The 15,624-nt window shown below is 72.8% G+C and carries 13 protein-coding genes and 1 CRISPR repeat array; of the genes, 9 read left to right on the plus strand and 4 right to left on the minus strand.

Features of this window, described 5'->3' with window-relative positions; translation table 11 throughout:
- Positions 1-21 precede the first annotated feature (21 nt).
- From casB to cas2e, 6 genes are all read left to right on the plus strand, one after another.
- Positions 22-741 carry a type I-E CRISPR-associated protein Cse2/CasB gene (gene casB, locus VM636_RS11015; protein WP_078962786.1) on the plus strand — a complete coding sequence of 240 codons (720 nt, stop codon included), beginning with the start codon at positions 22-24 and terminating at the stop codon, positions 739-741.
- 86 nt (positions 742-827) lie between these two features.
- Complete coding sequence (gene cas7e / locus VM636_RS11020; protein WP_053914460.1) at positions 828-1,985, plus strand: type I-E CRISPR-associated protein Cas7/Cse4/CasC; 1,158 nt, start codon at positions 828-830, stop codon at positions 1,983-1,985.
- Positions 1,982-2,812 carry a type I-E CRISPR-associated protein Cas5/CasD gene (cas5e, locus tag VM636_RS11025; RefSeq protein ID WP_053914459.1) on the plus strand — a complete coding sequence of 277 codons (831 nt, stop codon included), beginning with the start codon at positions 1,982-1,984 and terminating at the stop codon, positions 2,810-2,812. Before cas7e ends, cas5e begins: the two co-directional genes overlap by 4 nt.
- Complete coding sequence (locus VM636_RS11030; protein WP_053914458.1) at positions 2,809-3,564, plus strand: type I-E CRISPR-associated protein Cas6/Cse3/CasE; 756 nt, start codon at positions 2,809-2,811, stop codon at positions 3,562-3,564. The genes cas5e and VM636_RS11030 overlap by 4 nt, the downstream gene beginning before the upstream one ends.
- An 82-nt stretch (positions 3,565-3,646) precedes the next feature.
- Positions 3,647-4,711 carry a type I-E CRISPR-associated endonuclease Cas1e gene (cas1e, locus tag VM636_RS11035; RefSeq protein WP_053914457.1) on the plus strand — a complete coding sequence of 355 codons (1,065 nt, stop codon included), beginning with the start codon at positions 3,647-3,649 and terminating at the stop codon, positions 4,709-4,711.
- Between the two features lie 45 nt (positions 4,712-4,756).
- Positions 4,757-5,068, plus strand: a complete 312-nt coding sequence (gene cas2e / locus VM636_RS11040) for a type I-E CRISPR-associated endoribonuclease Cas2e (RefSeq protein WP_107091415.1) — start codon at positions 4,757-4,759, stop codon at positions 5,066-5,068.
- A 265-nt stretch (positions 5,069-5,333) separates the two neighbouring features.
- Positions 5,334-7,497: a CRISPR direct-repeat array (repeat unit 29 nt; unit sequence GTGCTCTCCGCGCGAGCGGAGGTGTGCCG).
- Between the two features lie 205 nt (positions 7,498-7,702).
- Here the strand turns inward: cas2e and VM636_RS11045 are convergent.
- Positions 7,703-8,005, minus strand: a complete 303-nt coding sequence (locus tag VM636_RS11045) for an ATP-binding cassette domain-containing protein (protein ID WP_053914455.1) — start codon at positions 8,003-8,005, stop codon at positions 7,703-7,705.
- 4 nt (positions 8,006-8,009) lie between these two features.
- On the minus strand, positions 8,010-9,116 hold the full coding sequence (locus tag VM636_RS11050) for an ABC transporter transmembrane domain-containing protein (protein WP_053914454.1): 1,107 nt from the start codon (positions 9,114-9,116) through the stop codon (positions 8,010-8,012).
- Between the two features lie 280 nt (positions 9,117-9,396).
- Between VM636_RS11050 and VM636_RS11055 the strand changes: the two genes are divergently transcribed.
- Positions 9,397-9,792: a response regulator transcription factor gene (locus VM636_RS11055; RefSeq protein ID WP_053914453.1), complete on the plus strand. Its 396-nt coding sequence runs from the start codon at positions 9,397-9,399 to the stop codon at positions 9,790-9,792.
- A 161-nt stretch (positions 9,793-9,953) separates the two neighbouring features.
- Positions 9,954-13,202 carry a tetratricopeptide repeat protein gene (locus VM636_RS11060; protein WP_053914452.1) on the plus strand — a complete coding sequence of 1,083 codons (3,249 nt, stop codon included), beginning with the start codon at positions 9,954-9,956 and terminating at the stop codon, positions 13,200-13,202.
- 690 nt (positions 13,203-13,892) lie between these two features.
- Here the strand turns inward: VM636_RS11060 and VM636_RS11065 are convergent.
- Positions 13,893-14,129 (minus strand): hypothetical protein, encoded by a 237-nt coding sequence (locus VM636_RS11065; protein ID WP_199809453.1) that lies wholly within the window; start codon positions 14,127-14,129, stop codon positions 13,893-13,895.
- Positions 14,122-15,003, minus strand: coding sequence for a mycothiol conjugate amidase Mca (gene mca, locus VM636_RS11070; RefSeq protein ID WP_030422779.1), 882 nt, complete (start codon positions 15,001-15,003; stop codon positions 14,122-14,124). The genes VM636_RS11065 and mca overlap by 8 nt, the downstream gene beginning before the upstream one ends.
- Before the next feature lie 201 nt (positions 15,004-15,204).
- Here mca and VM636_RS11075 point away from each other — a divergent pair, with 201 nt between their 5' ends.
- A complete protein-coding gene (locus VM636_RS11075; RefSeq protein ID WP_030422780.1) occupies positions 15,205-15,603 on the plus strand; it encodes a DUF4307 domain-containing protein in 399 nt (132 codons plus the stop codon).
- Positions 15,604-15,624: the final 21 nt, after the last annotated feature.

Genomic DNA, 15,624 nt, shown 5'->3' on the forward strand with positions numbered 1-15,624 from the left:
TCCTGAGGACGCAGTGCTCCCATGACCTCCCCTGATGACGCCCGTATCACCGACGAACCCTCGGCAGGGGCGCCGAAGCGCGCCGCATCCCTTCGGTCCCACGACCTCTTTGTGGCTCGTGTGATCGCGGCTTGCCGTGATGCCGGAGAACAACAGGCTCTCCGACGTGCCCTGGGCAAACCCGTGAACGACGTTCCCGCGCGCACGCATGCGGTCCTGCTCAAGCCGCGGCCGACCGAGGACGGCGGTCCCGACATGCCGCTTGTCCCGTACGACGCGGGCGACAAACGCCCGTTCTACGCGGTCGCCGCCCTGATCGCGGCCCGGCCGCGCGCCCAGAGAGTGGTAGCCGACACGTCGCCCGCGGACGAGGAGAAGGACCACTCCGCCCCGGCGGGAGACAAACGGCCCGGCGTAGACGGCTTCCGTCCGGGCGGCACCAACCTGGGCGAGAGCCTCGCCATGGCCGTCACCCGTCACGACGACGCCATCAAGGAAAAGGGCGCGGAAGCCAAGCTTCACCTGATGGCACGCCAGGACATCGAGGGCCTGCACCGCATGCTGCCGTCCGTCGTCCGTCTCGTGAGCGGCACGGGCGTACACGTCGACTACGCCTGCCTGCTCAGAGACCTGCGCGCCTGGCCCACGTACCGCGACGGCGTGGTCACCCGCTGGCTGGAGAGCTACTACCGCACTCTGGGCGCCGAGCGCGAGAGGGCGAAGGCCGCCGCGGACGGCTGAACCATCATCCCGCTCGGCCGACACGACCGCCCTGCCGGCACATCGGCCCCTCCATATCGCACGAAACCCACGAAGGAACTCCACTCATGAACACCCCGGTCACCAGTGCCCGCTTCCTGGACGTCCACATCCTTCAGACCCTGCCCTACAGCAACGTCAACCGGGACGACCTGGGGTCGCCGAAGACCGTCACCTACGGAGGGACGACGCGGACACGTGTCTCCAGCCAGGCGTGGAAGCGCCCGACCCGCAAGGCAGTCGAGGAGCTGATCGGCGAGAAGGCGCTGCGTACGCGCAGGCTGCCGATGCAGGTGTCCACGCTCTTGAACGAGGAACGTGGCTGGCCCGCGGACCTCGCGCAGTTCGCCGGGGCACAGGTGGTGATCTCCACCGACAGCAAGCTCGCGCTCGACAAGGAACGGGACAAGGCCGACCAGGCCACCGCTTCCCTCCTCTTCCTCCCGATGGGTGCCGCCGGACGGCTCGCCGACATCGCCGAGCAGCACCGCGCCGCACTGGAGAAGGCTCTCGGCACGAAGGCCGCCGGCAAGCCGGTCCTGCCCAAGGAGGCGGTGCACGAGGTGCTGCGCTCCCGCAACGGGTCGATCGCCCTGTTCGGCCGTATGCTCGCCGAGATCCCCGGCGCGGGGGTCGATGGCGCCGTGCAGGTTGCTCACGCCTTCACCACCCACAGCACCTCGGTCCAGGGGGACTTCTTCACCGCAGTCGACGATGTCGACCTGTGGGCCCAGGACGCCGGTAGCGCGCACATGAACACCGCCGAATTCAGCAGCGGCGTCTTCTACCGCTACGCCACCATCGACCTGCGCGACCTCGCCTCCAACGTCGCCGACCCGGACACCACACGCGAACTGGCGACGGCGTTCGTCTCCTCGTTCATCAACTCCATGCCGAACGCGAAGAAGACCTCGACCGCTCCCCACACCATTCCCGACCTGGTCCACGTGAGTGTGCGCGCCGACCGGCCCGTCTCCTACGCCGCCGCGTTCGAGAAGCCCATCGCCCCCGGTGACGGCGGCTGGGCCGGCCCTTCACGCGCCGCGCTCTCGGCGTACGCGCAGAAGGTCTGCGTGCTCCTGGGCGGCGACGCCCTCCTGCACCGCGCCTACGCCGGCATCGACCCCAGCGCCCTCGACGGGCTCGGAGACCGTTCGGACTCCTTCCCGGGCCTCGTGGCCGGCGCAGTCGACGCGGCGTGGAAGACCCAGGATATCGCCGCATGACCGGCCTCCTGTTCCAGCTCGGCGGGCCGATGCAGTCCTGGGGCGAGCACAGCGACTTCACCGACCGTGACACCACCGCACACCCCACCCGTTCCGGGCTCATCGGTCTCATCGCCTCCGCCTTGGGCATCACCCGTGACCAGGCCCGCGAGGGGGCGGGCCCTGGCGCCGCCGGGATCCCCTTCGCCGATCTCGCCCGGATCCGCTTCACTCTTCGCGTGGACCGGCCGGGCACCCGGCTGCGCGATTACCACACCGTCGGCGGCGGATACCCGCGCCACCGCACCATCCCCACCGCCTCGGGCACGCGTCGCAGGGTGGAGGCGGCCACCGTCGTGACCAATCGCCATTACCTGGCCGACGCCGTCTTCACCGTCGCCGTCACAGCCGAGGGCCCAGGCCACGAGGAACTGCTCGCCGGCTGTGGCTCGGCCCTGCGCCGCCCTCACTGGCCGCCCCACATGGGCAGACGCTCCTGCCCGCCCGGTGCCGTCCTCGTGCTGCGAACCGACGTCGACGATCCACTGACGGAGCTCTTCACCCGCGTGCCGCTGGCCCGCCCCGCATCGAGCGCGACCCCGAACGTGCACTACACCTCCGACTCTCCCTTTCCGCCCGGAGGGGCCGAGACCGCGGTCTCGCAGGCGGCAGTCACCACTCTCAACGACGACCCCGTAAGCCTCACCGCGCGCGACCGCCGCTACCGGCAGCGCCCCGTCTACGCCACCGTCCGTCCCTTCACAGGACCCTGCGGCGGATACGGCACCGACTACCTCACCGCCCTCGACACCTATCTCAACGGCCCGAGCACCGAAGGGACCCCATGACATCCGCTTCCCTTCCCGCGCCCCGAACGGAATGCGCTGAGCAGCCGGTACCACAGGCGTGGCTCACCCGGCTGGTCCTCAACCCCACCCACCGCCAGGTCCACAGGGATCTCGGCAACACCGCCGTCCTCCACCGGCGTGTGATGTCGCTGCTTCCGGACGGCCTCGGCGACAGTCCTCGCGCGACCGCCGGAGTCCTCTTTCGCCTCGACACCGACCACGTGGGGCCGCCGGTCCTGCTCGTCCAGACCCAGGTAGCCATGGACACCGGCCGGCTGCCGAACGGCTACGCCGAGGCACAGACCCGCGACATGACCCCCATGCTCACCGCACTGCGTCCGGGACTGCTCGTCCGCTACCGGTTCCTCGGCAACGCCGTCCGCCGATGCGGTCGCAACAGCACTGTCGGCTCCTGGAAACAGGCCATCCCCCTGCGCGGCGAGGACGCCGTCCGGTGGTGGGCCGACCGCGCGCCGTCCGCCGGCCTGGCCCTGCGCACCCTAGCGGCCGGCACTGGCGAGCCACTGACCGCCTACCACGCGACAACCCCTCGGCCGGGCGGGAAGCCGAACGGGACCTCAGGCAAGCAGGGCGTGGACAAACGGGTTCCCTACGCGGCCACCCTCTACGAAGGCGTGGCCGTCGTCCGTGACCCCGCCCGCCTGCGCGCCGCGCTGCTGGCCGGAATCGGCCGGGGGAAATCCTACGGCTGCGGACTGCTCAGTCTCGCCCCAGCACCCCACGACGGCTGAACCGGCCCCCGCGTATCGACACACCGCGGCAACCCCGCTTCCTACGCGGCCGGTTGCCGACACTCACAGGAGTGACAGCATCATGCCCGCCCCGCAGGACAGGAAGTCCGCCCGCCGCCGCATCGCCGCACCCACGCTCGCCATGCTGCCGCGGGTGGGTGACTCCCTCTCATTCCTCTACGCCGACGTCGTTCGCATCGTTCAGGACGACACCGGTGTCTGCGCCGAGACCACCACCGTCGACAACGAGACCACACGCGTCTACATCCCCACCTCCGCACTCTCCTGCGTCTTGCTCGGACCCGGCACCTCCGTCACACAGCCGGCCCTGGCCACGTTCGCCCGCCACGGCACCACCGTCGTATGCGTCGGGTCCGGTGGCGTGCGCTGCTATTCCTCCACGGTCCCGCCCGCCCTCACCACCCGCTGGCTCGAACGGCAGGTTCACCACTGGAGTGACCCCGTCCGCCGCCTCGACGTCGCCCATCGCATGTACACCATGCGCTTCAAGACGCCGGTCCCTTCAGCCATCACGCTCCGGCAACTCCGTGGACTGGAGGGGCAGCGGATGAAGGCCCTGTACAAACTTCTCGCCCAGCAACACCGCATCGGCCGCTTCCGCCGCAACTACAACCCGGACGCGTGGGACTCCCAGGACCCCGTCAACCTGGCGCTCTCCTCCGCCAATACCTGCCTCTACGGCATCGTCCACGCCGCCCTCACCGCCCTCGGCTGCTCCCCGGCACTCGGCTACGTCCACCAAGGCACGCAACTCGCCTTCGTCTACGACATCGCCGACCTGTACAAGGCCGAACTGACCGTCCCACTCGCCTTCTCCCTGCACGACCGTCACGATCCCGAGGCCGCCGCGCGTCGGAGCTTCCGTGAACAACTGCGCCTGTACAGACTCCTGCCCCGCATCGTCGCCGACATCCAGAGCCTCCTCGCCCCCGACGAGGCCCAGCCGCTTCCCGACGGCCACAGCGTGCGCATGGTCAACCTCTGGGATCCACAGGCGGGTTCCGTTGCCGCCGGTGTCAACTACGCACGTGACGCCGCCGAAGCGGTGGCGGCGGACGACACGCTCTTACCGGAACTCCCCGGCCTTGTGGTGCCTCCCGGTGAATCGGATCTCGATCCCTCCTGACCTCCCAGCAACGAACCCCGGCCCCATCCTCGTCAGGGAGAGACCTTGCCGATCATGACCGTCCTCGCCACCACTGCCGTTCCCGATCACGTCCGCGGTGCACTCACGCGCTGGATGATCGAACCGACTCCCGGCCTCTACGTCGGGACCCTCTCCGCCCGTGTTCGCGAGGAGCTCTGGTCCGTTGTCACCGCATCCATCGGCACCGGCGCCGCCGTCCTCCTTCACCCCGCCCCGACCGAACAGGGCTTCACCCTTCACGCCGCAGGCGAACGCCGCCGGGTTCCCCACGATTTCGACGGCCTCACGCTCGTCGCCTTCCGCCCTGACGACGGCGACGCGGCGGAGTCCCTCTGAGCCCGGCGTGTCGGCGGACGCCAACCGCCTGGTGTCGAGCGGGATTCCTGTCGCTACCGGTGTTGTGCCACGCCCTTCCGGGCCACCGCGACGGGATGGCCGGACTCGACGACCGTTGCGGCACACCAAGCTGACCGGCCACTCCCACCCGCTGAAAGATGGCGCCGTCTACTGTGCGTCCCATGCGCACTACCCACACTGCTGCCGGGCACCAGTTCCTGGCAAAGAAGCGGCAAAGCCCTACTGTCGCTGCAGGTCAGGAAGTGTGCTCTCCGCGCGAGCGGAGGTGTGCCGTCCCACCGCTTCGGCTTGTCCGTCATGGTTTCGTGCTCTCCGCGCGAGCGGAGGTGTGCCGCCGGGCCGGGCACCGCGGCGTAGGACGTCAGCGTGCTCTCCGCGCGAGCGGAGGTGTGCCGTCGGCCACGTCAGATCACCCCATCCACGGGCAGTGCTCTCCGCGCGAGCGGAGGTGTGCCGCGGTCGCGGGACCGGTTCGAGGAGATCGGGGGGTGCTCTCCGCGCGAGCGGAGGTGTGCCGCCGCAGCAGCACTACGAGCGGCAGACGGCACCGTGCTCTCCGCGCGAGCGGAGGTGTGCCGCTCCGCGACCGTGGCTTCGACGTGGCCTCCCGGTGCTCTCCGCGCGAGCGGAGGTGTGCCGTCGCTGCTGCCTTCCACAGCCAGGAGCGGGCCGTGCTCTCCGCGCGAGCGGAGGTGTGCCGGGCGAACAGCAGGTCATCGCGGTCCGCCCGTTGTGCTCTCCGCGCGAGCGGAGGTGTGCCGGAGCCCCTGGAACAGGTTCCGCACCCGGGGGAGTGCTCTCCGCGCGAGCGGAGGTGTGCCGGCGCTGGAGCGGATCAGCGTCAATGGCGGGTCGTGCTCTCCGCGCGAGCGGAGGTGTGCCGTACCGGCGGCCGGTTCTGTCCGGGCCGGTGGAGTGCTCTCCGCGCGAGCGGAGGTGTGCCGTCCCGGCTGCCCACGCTGTGGTCGTCGGCGTTGTGCTCTCCGCGCGAGCGGAGGTGTGCCGTGGCCCGGAAACATCTGGTGCTTCACACACGAGTGCTCTCCGCGCGAGCGGAGGTGTGCCGTCGCGCGCGGCGCCGCCCCGCACTTCGCGTTTGTGCTCTCCGCGCGAGCGGAGGTGTGCCGTACGCCGCTCGCTGGACGGAGGGCACACCGGTGTGCTCTCCGCGCGAGCGGAGGTGTGCCGCTGCTCAAACTCGTCTTGGTGGGCTTCGATCAGTGCTCTCCGCGCGAGCGGAGGTGTGCCGGCCGGTCCGTCGCCGGACGGCAACCGGGACCAGTGCTCTCCGCGCGAGCGGAGGTGTGCCGGACACCGCCATGGGATCCGCCGACCGCTGGCCGTGCTCTCCGCGCGAGCGGAGGTGTGCCGACCGAGGAGCCCTGATGGCCGACCGCCAGACCGTGCTCTCCGCGCGAGCGGAGGTGTGCCGGACATCATCCGCGTCGAGTGGGCCGAGGACGCGTGCTCTCCGCGCGAGCGGAGGTGTGCCGCCGATCGGCGACGGCCACATGCGCTGGACCGGGTGCTATCCGCGCGAGCGGAGGTGTGCCGACGAGGTCATGAGGGCCCTGGCCCACTCGATCGTGCTCTCCGCGCGAGCGGAGGTGTGCCGTCGTGTTCGTCCTGGTGCTGCTGCTGGGGGTCGTGCTCTCCGCGCGAGCGGAGGTGTGCCGGCGGGCCCGGCGTTCCCGGGGCGGACGGCGGCGTGCTCTCCGCGCGAGCGGAGGTGTGCCGTTCCGGATCCGGTGTAGCTGCCTCGACGGCACGTGCTCTCCGCGCGAGCGGAGGTGTGCCGCCCTCATGCGACAGCAGCGCCGGTGGCCCGACGTGCTCTCCGCGCGAGCGGAGGTGTGCCGACGCACCGGCCCGACTGGACCCACGCCGTCCAGTGCTCTCCGCGCGAGCGGAGGTGTGCCGGAGGAACTGGAAACGCTCGCCCGGTGGCTGGTGTGCTCTCCGCGCGAGCGGAGGTGTGCCGGCCCGCATATGCGTACTCACACCCGAGCAGCCGTGCTCTCCGCGCGAGCGGAGGTGTGCCGATGATCCGCGTCTCGTTGGACACCCACGCCCGGTGCTCTCCGCGCGAGCGGAGGTGTGCCGTTGTCGCCCTCGGGGTTCGAGGCCGAGTACGAGTGCTCTCCGCGCGAGCGGAGGTGTGCCGTTCCGTCGCCGCTGGTTTTGGGCCGGGTTCCAGTGCTCTCCGCGCGAGCGGAGGTGTGCCGACGCCCGCCTCGGCGCGGGCCTCGCTGAGGGTGTGCTCTCCGCGCGAGCGGAGGTGTGCCGTGTGACACCCCCGTCACGGTTTTCTGAGGAGCGTGCTCTCCGCGCGAGCGGAGGTGTGCCGCCTTTGCGCAGCAGGCCCGGGAGGCTGAGGCAGTGCTCTCCGCGCGAGCGGAGGCGTGTTGCTCCGGCTGCTCGCGGGCCCCCGTGGCAGCGCCCGGTGCTCGGGTGGTGCCGGGGTGTCGTCGAGGTGGGCCTGGCCACGTCGTTCCGTCGGTCCGGGTGACGGGCCGCCCCGCGGCGGAGGGGTTGCCGTCCGGCGCGGGGCGGGGGCGTGGGCGGCCGGGCACACACGGGCAGGGGGCCGGGGGCTGGGTCGTGGAGTGCGGGTCAGACGGGCAGGGCGGCCGGGGCGGTGCCGGTCTGTTCGGTCGGGTCCCACTGCTGGGTCTCGCCCAGTTCCCGGTAGTGGGCGCTGTCCCTGCTCGGCACGTCGAGCAGCAGGTTCTCCCGGCTGGTGCCCTCCAGGAGGGTGAAGGACTGGTCGACGTAGCCGAGCCGGGAGCGCAGTTCCGGCAGCAGCCAGCGGGTGACGTCCCGGCTGAGGACGCTGAGGGTGCCCCGGTCGCACTCCACGAAGCGTTCGACGAGGTGGAAGGGGGTGGACTTGCCCGCCCCCGAGAAGCCGACCACGCGGTCAGTCCCCGGCGCGGGGCGCGGAAGCTGACGTTCGGAGGACCGGCTGCCCGTCGTAGGCGAAGGAGACCCCGTCGAAACGACCGCGGGCGCGGTGTCCGCGCTTGTCCGCGGTGTCCGCGGCGCCCGTCTCCCGGGGGCCGGCGTCCCGCGCCTCGTCCTCGGCGGGTTCGGTCGGGGCGGCGAGCAGTTCCTCGAAGCGGCCCTTGCCGGCGAGGCCGGTCTGGAGCCGGCCGAAGCCCATCACGACGATCGTGACGGGGCTGACCATCTGGAGCGGGTAAAGGATGAAGGCGATGAAGTCCGGCAGGCTCAGCGAGCCGCTGGTGATACGGGCGCTGCCGGCCATCACGAGGGCGGCGAGGGCCACCTCCTGCCCGAGGGACATCAGAGGCAGGGCCACGGACTGGAGGCGGGAGGCGCGCAGCCTCTTCGAGGTGCTGACGCCCGCTTCCCGGGTGAGGGAGTCGGCGGTGCGGCGTTCGGCGCGGTAAGCCTGGACGGTCAGCAGGGAGGCCAGGGACGTGGTGAAGCGCTGGGCGAGGCCGCCGGCGGCGATCTGGATGGACTCGTAGCTCTTGCGGACCCGGCGCAGGACGAACCAGATCGCGCAGCCGGCCAGGGCGAACGCCGCGAAGGCGAGGGAGACGAGCACAGGGTCGAGCAGGCCCATCAGGACGATGGTGCCGAGCGCGGTGACGACGGCGACCGGCACCTGGACGACGCCGACGTCGACGACGGAGCGCAGCAGCATGGCGTCGGAGGTGATGCGGGCGACGAGGTTGCCGGGTCCGGCGGCGCGCACGGTGCGCAGCGGCACGCGCGGGGAGTGTTCCATGACGCGGGAACGCAGCCGGAGGATGAACCGTTCACCGGTGCGTGCCAGCAGGTAGCCGGAGAGCGAGGAGGCGACCGCGCCGCCGAGGGCGAGCGGCACCATCCAGAGCAGGACCCCGGTGACGGAGCCGTGCCGGGCGAGGACTTCGATCAGTTCTCCGACCAGGAGCGGGATGGCGAGGGTGGCGGCGGTCGCGGCAAGGCTGAGGACCGGCGCGAGAACGATCAGGGTGGCGCTGTCGCTGCGCAGGTCGCGAAGACGTGGACGCACTGCGGGGCGGGAGGTGTGGGCTGGGGGCCGGTCGTCATGACGGGTCCCTTCCGGGGTGGGCGGGGAAAACGCGTCCGGCGGCCCCCGGCTCGGGGGAGCGGGCGGCCGGCCGGGCGTCGGTCAGAAGCCGGACGAGAAGGTGTAGCCGGCGCTGAAGCTGGCCGAGGCGCCGATGGAGGCCAGCACGCTTTCGACGGAGACGATCGTGATCGTGGTGGTGGGGCTGATCGCCGGCGCCTCGGCGGTCGCGTCGGCGGCGCTCTCGGCGGTGTCGGTGTAGGTGCACGAGGCGCCTCGGGGCGGCGCCGCGGGCGTGCTCAGCCCCGACGCCGAGCCTCTGGTGCTTCAGAACGCGATCCGCGCGGTCACCTCCGGTAACCACGTCCTGACCTCGACCGCCATGCTCTCCCTGATGGGAGCGCTGGACCGCACGACCCTCCCGCGCGAGGTGCAGGAACGCGCCAGCGCGCTCACCCCGCGCGAGACGGAGGTGTGCACGATGCTCGCGTCGGGTCTGTCCAACGCCGAGATCGGCCGCTCGCTGCTGCTCAGTCCGGCGACGGTCAAGGACTACGTCAGCGCCATCTACGCCAAGCTCGGCACGGCCAACAGGGTCGAGACGGCGGTGCTCGCCGGCCGGCTCGGGATGGTCGAGATGGCCGAGGACATTCTCTGACGGCGCTCCCGCCGTTTCCCACCGGGCCGTCAAGCCGCCTGCCCCACAGGTGACTTGACGGCCCGGTGAGTGGGCAGGGACCCGGTGACGGGCCGGGAGGGACCCGGACGCGTCCCCGGACGATCCCGGGGCGCCGACGCCGCCGGAGGGGGACGCGACACATGCGGGACAGTCATCGGGCGGAGGCCGAACGGCTGCTGGTGCGGGCCGTGGAGGAGGAGGTACGGCGCTCGGGCGGGCGCGTGGACGGCAGGGTGCTGCTGTCCCGGGCACGCGGGGCGCTGGACTCCATCGCGTCCGCCGCCGCCGAGGAGTACGAGGCGTACACGCGTGCCCTGGACGAGTCCGCCGCCGGTCACCTCACCTTCCGCCGGCGCTACGCCCGGGACGGCGCCGGCACCCCGTTGCTGGTGGCGGCCGTGGCGGCGGTCGCCGCGGTCGCGGCCGACCTGGCCCTGGGCACCGGTTCCGGTACGGCGGTCGGCGCGGGCGTGGCCGTCGGGGCGGCCGGCGCCGCGACGACCGTGGTGAGGGTGGCGGGCGCGCACCTGCCCGCCGCCCACCACCGCGCCGGCGCGGCCGGACAGCCGGGCGGGCCCGAGCAGTTGCGGCTGCAGTGGCTGACCGCGCTGGAGGTGCGGGGCATCCGGCCCTTCCTCGACCAGCAGCGCGTCCTCGCCGCCTCGGCCGGGTCCCCCCGTACGGGCCCGAGGCTGCGCGGTGCCGACAAGAGCGCCGCGGCGCGGGGGCGCAGCGTGCTGGAGAAGTCGTTCGCGCAGCTCCCCGAGCCCTCGGACGCCTTCGCCGGGCGGCGTACGGAGCGGGACCAGGTGCGCCGGTGGGTGCAGGCGGCGCGCGCCGGCACCGAGACGCGGCCGACCGTCGTCGTCCTGCACGGCGAGCCGGGCAGCGGCCGGACCACGCTCGCCGTGCGCGCCGCCCACGAGTTGCGCGACTACTTCCGCGGGGCCTGCGTGGTCGACCTGCGCGGCGGCAGCCCGGACGCGCCGCCGCTGAGCACCCGCGACGCGTTGCTGCACCTGCTGAACCGGCTCGGCGCGCCCCGCGAGCAACTGCTCTTCCGAGAGCGTTCCTCGGCGGACCAGCAGGTCAGACGGTTGAGCGAGTTGTATCAGCAGCATCTGACCGGGGTGCCGGTCACCCTCGTCCTGGACGACGCCTCGGACGCCGAGCAGGTACGGGCGCTGCTGCCCGAGCGGTCCGACAGCCTGGTCCTGGTCACCGCCCGCTCCCCGCTGGAACTCCCCGCCGACCTGCCGGCCCGGGTGCACCACCTGCCGGTGGAGCCCCTGGACGCGGCCGGCGCCGAGGAACTGCTCGCCACCGCCGCCGAGGACGCCTCGGCCCCCTACGACGCCGAGGCCGCCGACCACATCCGCCGGCTCTGCGGGGGCCTGCCGCTCGCCCTGCGCGTCGCCGGTTCGTCCCTGGGCCCGCGCTCGCCGCGCGCCCTCGCCACCGACCTCGGCGCCTACGGACCGGTGGCGCCGGTCGAGCGCGCCCTGTGGCTGCGCTACACCGACCAGCCCGAACCGGCCCGTCGGCTGCTGCGGCGCCTCGCGCTGGCCGGCCGCACCTCCCTGGGCACCGCTGCCGCCGCCGCGCTGCTGGCCACGGACGAGACGGAGGCGGCCCGGCACCTGACCGCGCTGTCCCGCGCCGGGCTCATCGACCACGTGCGCGGCAGCCGCTACCGGCTCCACGACGTGGTCCGTGCCTTCGCCCGCGACCGCCTCGCCGACGAGGAGGAACCGGCCGGGCGGACCGCGGCGCAGGAACGGCTGATCGCCAACTACGCCGAGCTGGCCGACTCCGTCCTGCGGCTGGTGGACGGCAACATGTCGACCCGCTCGGACCGCTTCGGCCCGCACGGCTTCACCTCCCTGGACGAGGCGCTGCGCTGGCTGGACGACGAGTCGAGCTTCATCACCGCCGCGCTGCGGCACGCCGAGGGCGTCGACCCCGCCACGGTGCTCAACCTGCTGGGCGCCCTGTGCGACTACTGCCTGCTGCGCGGCGACCTCTACCGGCTCGGCGAGATCAACGAGCTGGCCCAGGCCGTCGACGAGGGGCTCCTCGTGCGCTCGGTGCAGTGGCGCACCGGCATCGCTGCCCGGCAGCTCGGCGAGCTGGACACGGCCCGTACGACGCTCACCTCGGTCGTCGACCTGTACCGGGAGGCCCACCACGACGCCGGCGCGGCGCGCGCCCTGTGCTCGCTCGGCATCACCCTGCACCACCAGGGCAATCTGACCGAGGCGGCGGCGCGGCTGCGCGAGGCCCTCGACCTGCAGGCCGCCCCCGGCCTCGCCACCGACCGGGCCTGGACCCTGCACGCCCTGGCCGCCGTGGAACGCGACCGGGCCCGCCTCGCCGAAGCCCTCGGCCTGCTCACCGAGTCCCTGGTCCTGCACCGTGCCGGCGAGTCCGTGCACGGCCAGGCGTGGGCCCACTACCAGCTCGGCCAGCTCCGGCTGCGGATGGGCGACGTCCCGCGCGCGGAGGCCGAGCTGAACGCCGCCCTCGGCCTGTACGCCCGTACCCAGGACGCCCGCGGCGAGGCGTGGGCGCTCACCCAGCTCGCGCGGGCGCGGCTGCTGGACGGCGACGCGGGCCCGGCGGTGGAGGCGCTGCGCGGGGCGGCGGCCCGGCACCGGGAGAACGAGGACGCGCGCGGCGAGGCGTGGAGCCTGTACTACCTCGGCCAGGCCCTGGAGGAGACGGGCGACCTGGACCGCTCGGTGCGCGAACTGGAACGCGCGCGCACCATGTTCTCCCGGATGCGGGACGTGTACGGGCTGGCCTGCGCCCGGCACCATTCGGCGCGGGTGACGCGGGACCAGCGGGCCGCCCAGACCGGTTCGCTGCGCAACTCCGGTTTCGCCCGGCAGCTCCTGGTGGACGCGCGCGCCGACTTCCGGCGCATCGGCGTGGGTCACGGCGAGGCGTGGACCTGCCTGGAGCTGGCGGTGGTCGACGCGGGCAACGCCCGTACGCCGCAGGCCCTGGCCCTGTGCGACGAGGCGGCGGCGCTGTTCGCGTCCTACGGCGACCGGCGGGGCGAGGACTGGGCCCGCTTCCTGCGCTGCACGGTGCTGCCGTACGCGGCGCCCGGCGGGGTGGAGGTCGGCTCCGCGGTGGCGCTGGAGGAGCTGGCCCAGTTGGCGCGGGCCGGGCATCCGGCGCGGGACGGGAAGCTGGACGACTACGTGGGGGCGTACCGGCTGCTGCTGGAGCGCGGGGTGCACCTGGAGGCGGGCTGGCAGGCGTGGGGCCTCGGCATGGTCCCGGACCGCCGCGCCCGCGAGGTGATGGGCGTACCGGTGCCGGAACCGCGATCGGACGGCAGCGGCGGGGAGCCGGCGGCGACCGGTGCCGGCGAGCCGTGACGGACGCCGTCACCGCCGGGCCCGAGCGGAGCCGCGGCCCCGGCCGGGCCGGCGCCGGGCGGCGTGGTGGGGACCGGGGGCGACCGGTGCGCTGCCGGGCCCGGCAGGGGCCGAGGCGACGCCCCTCGTCGGCACGGTCAGGCGGCCGTGGCAGACGGCCGAAGACCGATGGACGCGGTATGTGGGCCCAGGGCCGAGGTATGTGGGCCCAGGGATGTGGGCCCCGAGGCCGCGAGGTATGGGCCCAGGGCCGACGTACGTGGGCCGACGGGTGTGGGCCCAGGACCGAGGGGTGCGGGCCCGCCTGGCAGGAAGCCGGGGCCCGGCCGCGTCGGCACCGCGTGACGGACGCCGTCGCCGCCGGGCCCGGGCGGCGGCGTGGCCGTGACAGGCGCCGGCAGGGCCGGGCCTCCGTGTGAGAGGGCCCGGCCGTGCGGGTGGCGTCGTCGCCGGACCGGTGGCCGCGGTCGGCGTGCTCGACGGCGGCCCGGGAGCCGCGGTGGCCGGTGCGGGCCGGGCGGTGGCCCGAAAGCCCCGTCGGCCCGGGGGCCGGGCACGCCCGGCGTACCGGCGTCGCCCCGCCCGCGCGGCCCGGAGGGGGCGGGCAGGGGCGGCCGGTGTGGCCGGTCTCACTCACCCGAGGCCGGCCGACCGGGGCGAGCACGGACGGGGCCGGACTGGGCGGCCGGTTCAGTTCCGGGGTTCGGCCTCGCCGGCCCCGTCGGAGCCGGTGCCGGACGCGTTCGGGGCCTCCTTGAAGTCGACCCGGTTCATGTGCCGGTTCATCGACTTCATCAGGCCCCACACGGCCAGCGCCATGACGGCGAAGACGATGAACCCGAGGACACCGGGGGTGACCTTGTTCTCGTCGAGTTCCGCGAGGGTGACGAGATGCGACGTTGCCAGGCTTGCGCTCATATCAGGCATTGTCGCGGATGCCCGCGAAGAGGTCGTCCTCGGGGAGGGATGTGTCCACGAGGGACTTCGCCAGCTCGTACTCCTCGGTCGGCCAGACCTCCTTCTGGAGGTCCATCGGCACCCGGAACCAGCCTCCGTCCGGGTCGATCTGGGTGGCGTGCGCGATCAGCGCCTTGTCCCGGATCTCGAAGAAGTCGGCGCAGGGCACGTGCGTGGTGAGCGTGCGCTCCTTGCGCTCGAAGGTGGCCCACCGCTTGAGCCAGTCCCCGTACGGCGAGTCCAGGCCGCGGGCCAGCATCGCCTCGTGCAGCGCCTCGGTGCGCTGCCGGTTGAAGCCCTGGTTGTAGTACACCTTCAGCGGCTGGTGCGCCGGGCCGTACTCGGCCTCCGGGTACTTCTCGGTGTCGGCCGCGCCCTCGAAGGCCACCATCGTGATCTTGTGGGTCATGATGTGGTCGGGGTGCGGGTACCCGCCGTTCTCGTCATAGGTGGTGATCACCTGGGGACGGAAGGAGCGGATCTTGCGCACCAGTTCGCCGGCCGCCTTGTCGACGTCCTCCAAGGCGAAGCAGCCCTCCGGCAGCGGCGGCAGCGGGTCGCCCTCGGGCAGGCCGGAGTCGACGAAGCCGAGCCACTCCTGCTGGACCCCCAGGATCTCCCGGGCCTCGTCCATCTCCTTCTTGCGGACCTCGTGGATGTGCTCCTCGATGTACGGGTCGCCCTGCAGCTTGGGGTTGAGAATGGAGCCGCGCTCGCCGCCCGTGCAGGTCACGACCAGCACGTCCACCCCTTCGGACACGTACTTCGCCATGGTGGCCGCGCCCTTGCTCGACTCGTCGTCGGGGTGGGCGTGCACGGCCATCAGTCGCAGCTGGTCAGTCAAGACTCATTCCTCGGTCAGTCGGCGCCCGGTGTGCGTCGGCGCGATCCAATGGGTGCCGCCCCGCGGGGGCGTCGTCAGGGGCGGCGGTCGGGTGGCGGGTGGAGACTCCTATAGTGACCGAATCGGGGGGCGAATAATTCCGGAGTCCCGCTCCGGGGCCCCCTTTCGGGACATCCGTTCCGTTCTGCCGGGAGGACGATCATGAGCATGGCGAGCACACGCCCGCCCGAGGGCCGCTACGGCCGTTCCTCGGACGAACGGGCCGACCGCACGCTCAAGATCGTCGGTGGCGTCCTGGGAACCGTCCTCGTGGTGGTGATCGGCTGGTTCGGCTACCACTACGTCGGCCAGAACGAGATCAGCGCCGAGGTGATCCGGTTCGAGCTGACCGACGAGGCGGCCAAGGTGCACCTGGAGGTCCGCAAGGACGCCGGGGTCACCGGGTACTGCACGCTGCGCTCCCAGGCGCGGGACGGCGAGGAGGTCGGCCGGGCCGACTTCCGCTTCGGCGGGGACGCGACCCGCATCGACGAGATCGTGACGCTCCGCACCAAGTCGCGGGGCACCTCCGCCGAGCTGCTCGGCTGCCACGCGGAGTGACCTTGGCCCCATCCTGACGGG

The sequence above is a fragment of the Streptomyces sp. SCSIO 75703 genome, from assembly GCF_036607905.1.
In the GTDB taxonomy this organism is placed as follows: domain Bacteria; phylum Actinomycetota; class Actinomycetes; order Streptomycetales; family Streptomycetaceae; genus Streptomyces.

Excerpts from the sequence above, each read along its gene's own strand:
- VM636_RS11030 (WP_053914458.1), top strand. The coding sequence starts at position 2,809 with ATGACATCCGCTTCCCTTCCCGCGCCCCGAACGGAATGCGCTGAGCAG.
- VM636_RS11065 (WP_199809453.1), bottom strand. The coding sequence starts at position 14,129 with ATGCCTGATATGAGCGCAAGCCTGGCAACGTCGCATCTCGTCACCCTC.
- VM636_RS11075 (WP_030422780.1), top strand. The coding sequence starts at position 15,205 with ATGAGCATGGCGAGCACACGCCCGCCCGAGGGCCGCTACGGCCGTTCC.
- casB (WP_078962786.1), top strand. The coding sequence starts at position 22 with ATGACCTCCCCTGATGACGCCCGTATCACCGACGAACCCTCGGCAGGG.
- cas5e (WP_053914459.1), top strand. The coding sequence starts at position 1,982 with ATGACCGGCCTCCTGTTCCAGCTCGGCGGGCCGATGCAGTCCTGGGGC.
- cas1e (WP_053914457.1), top strand. The coding sequence starts at position 3,647 with ATGCCCGCCCCGCAGGACAGGAAGTCCGCCCGCCGCCGCATCGCCGCA.
- cas7e (WP_053914460.1), top strand. The coding sequence starts at position 828 with ATGAACACCCCGGTCACCAGTGCCCGCTTCCTGGACGTCCACATCCTT.
- VM636_RS11060 (WP_053914452.1), top strand. The coding sequence starts at position 9,954 with ATGCGGGACAGTCATCGGGCGGAGGCCGAACGGCTGCTGGTGCGGGCC.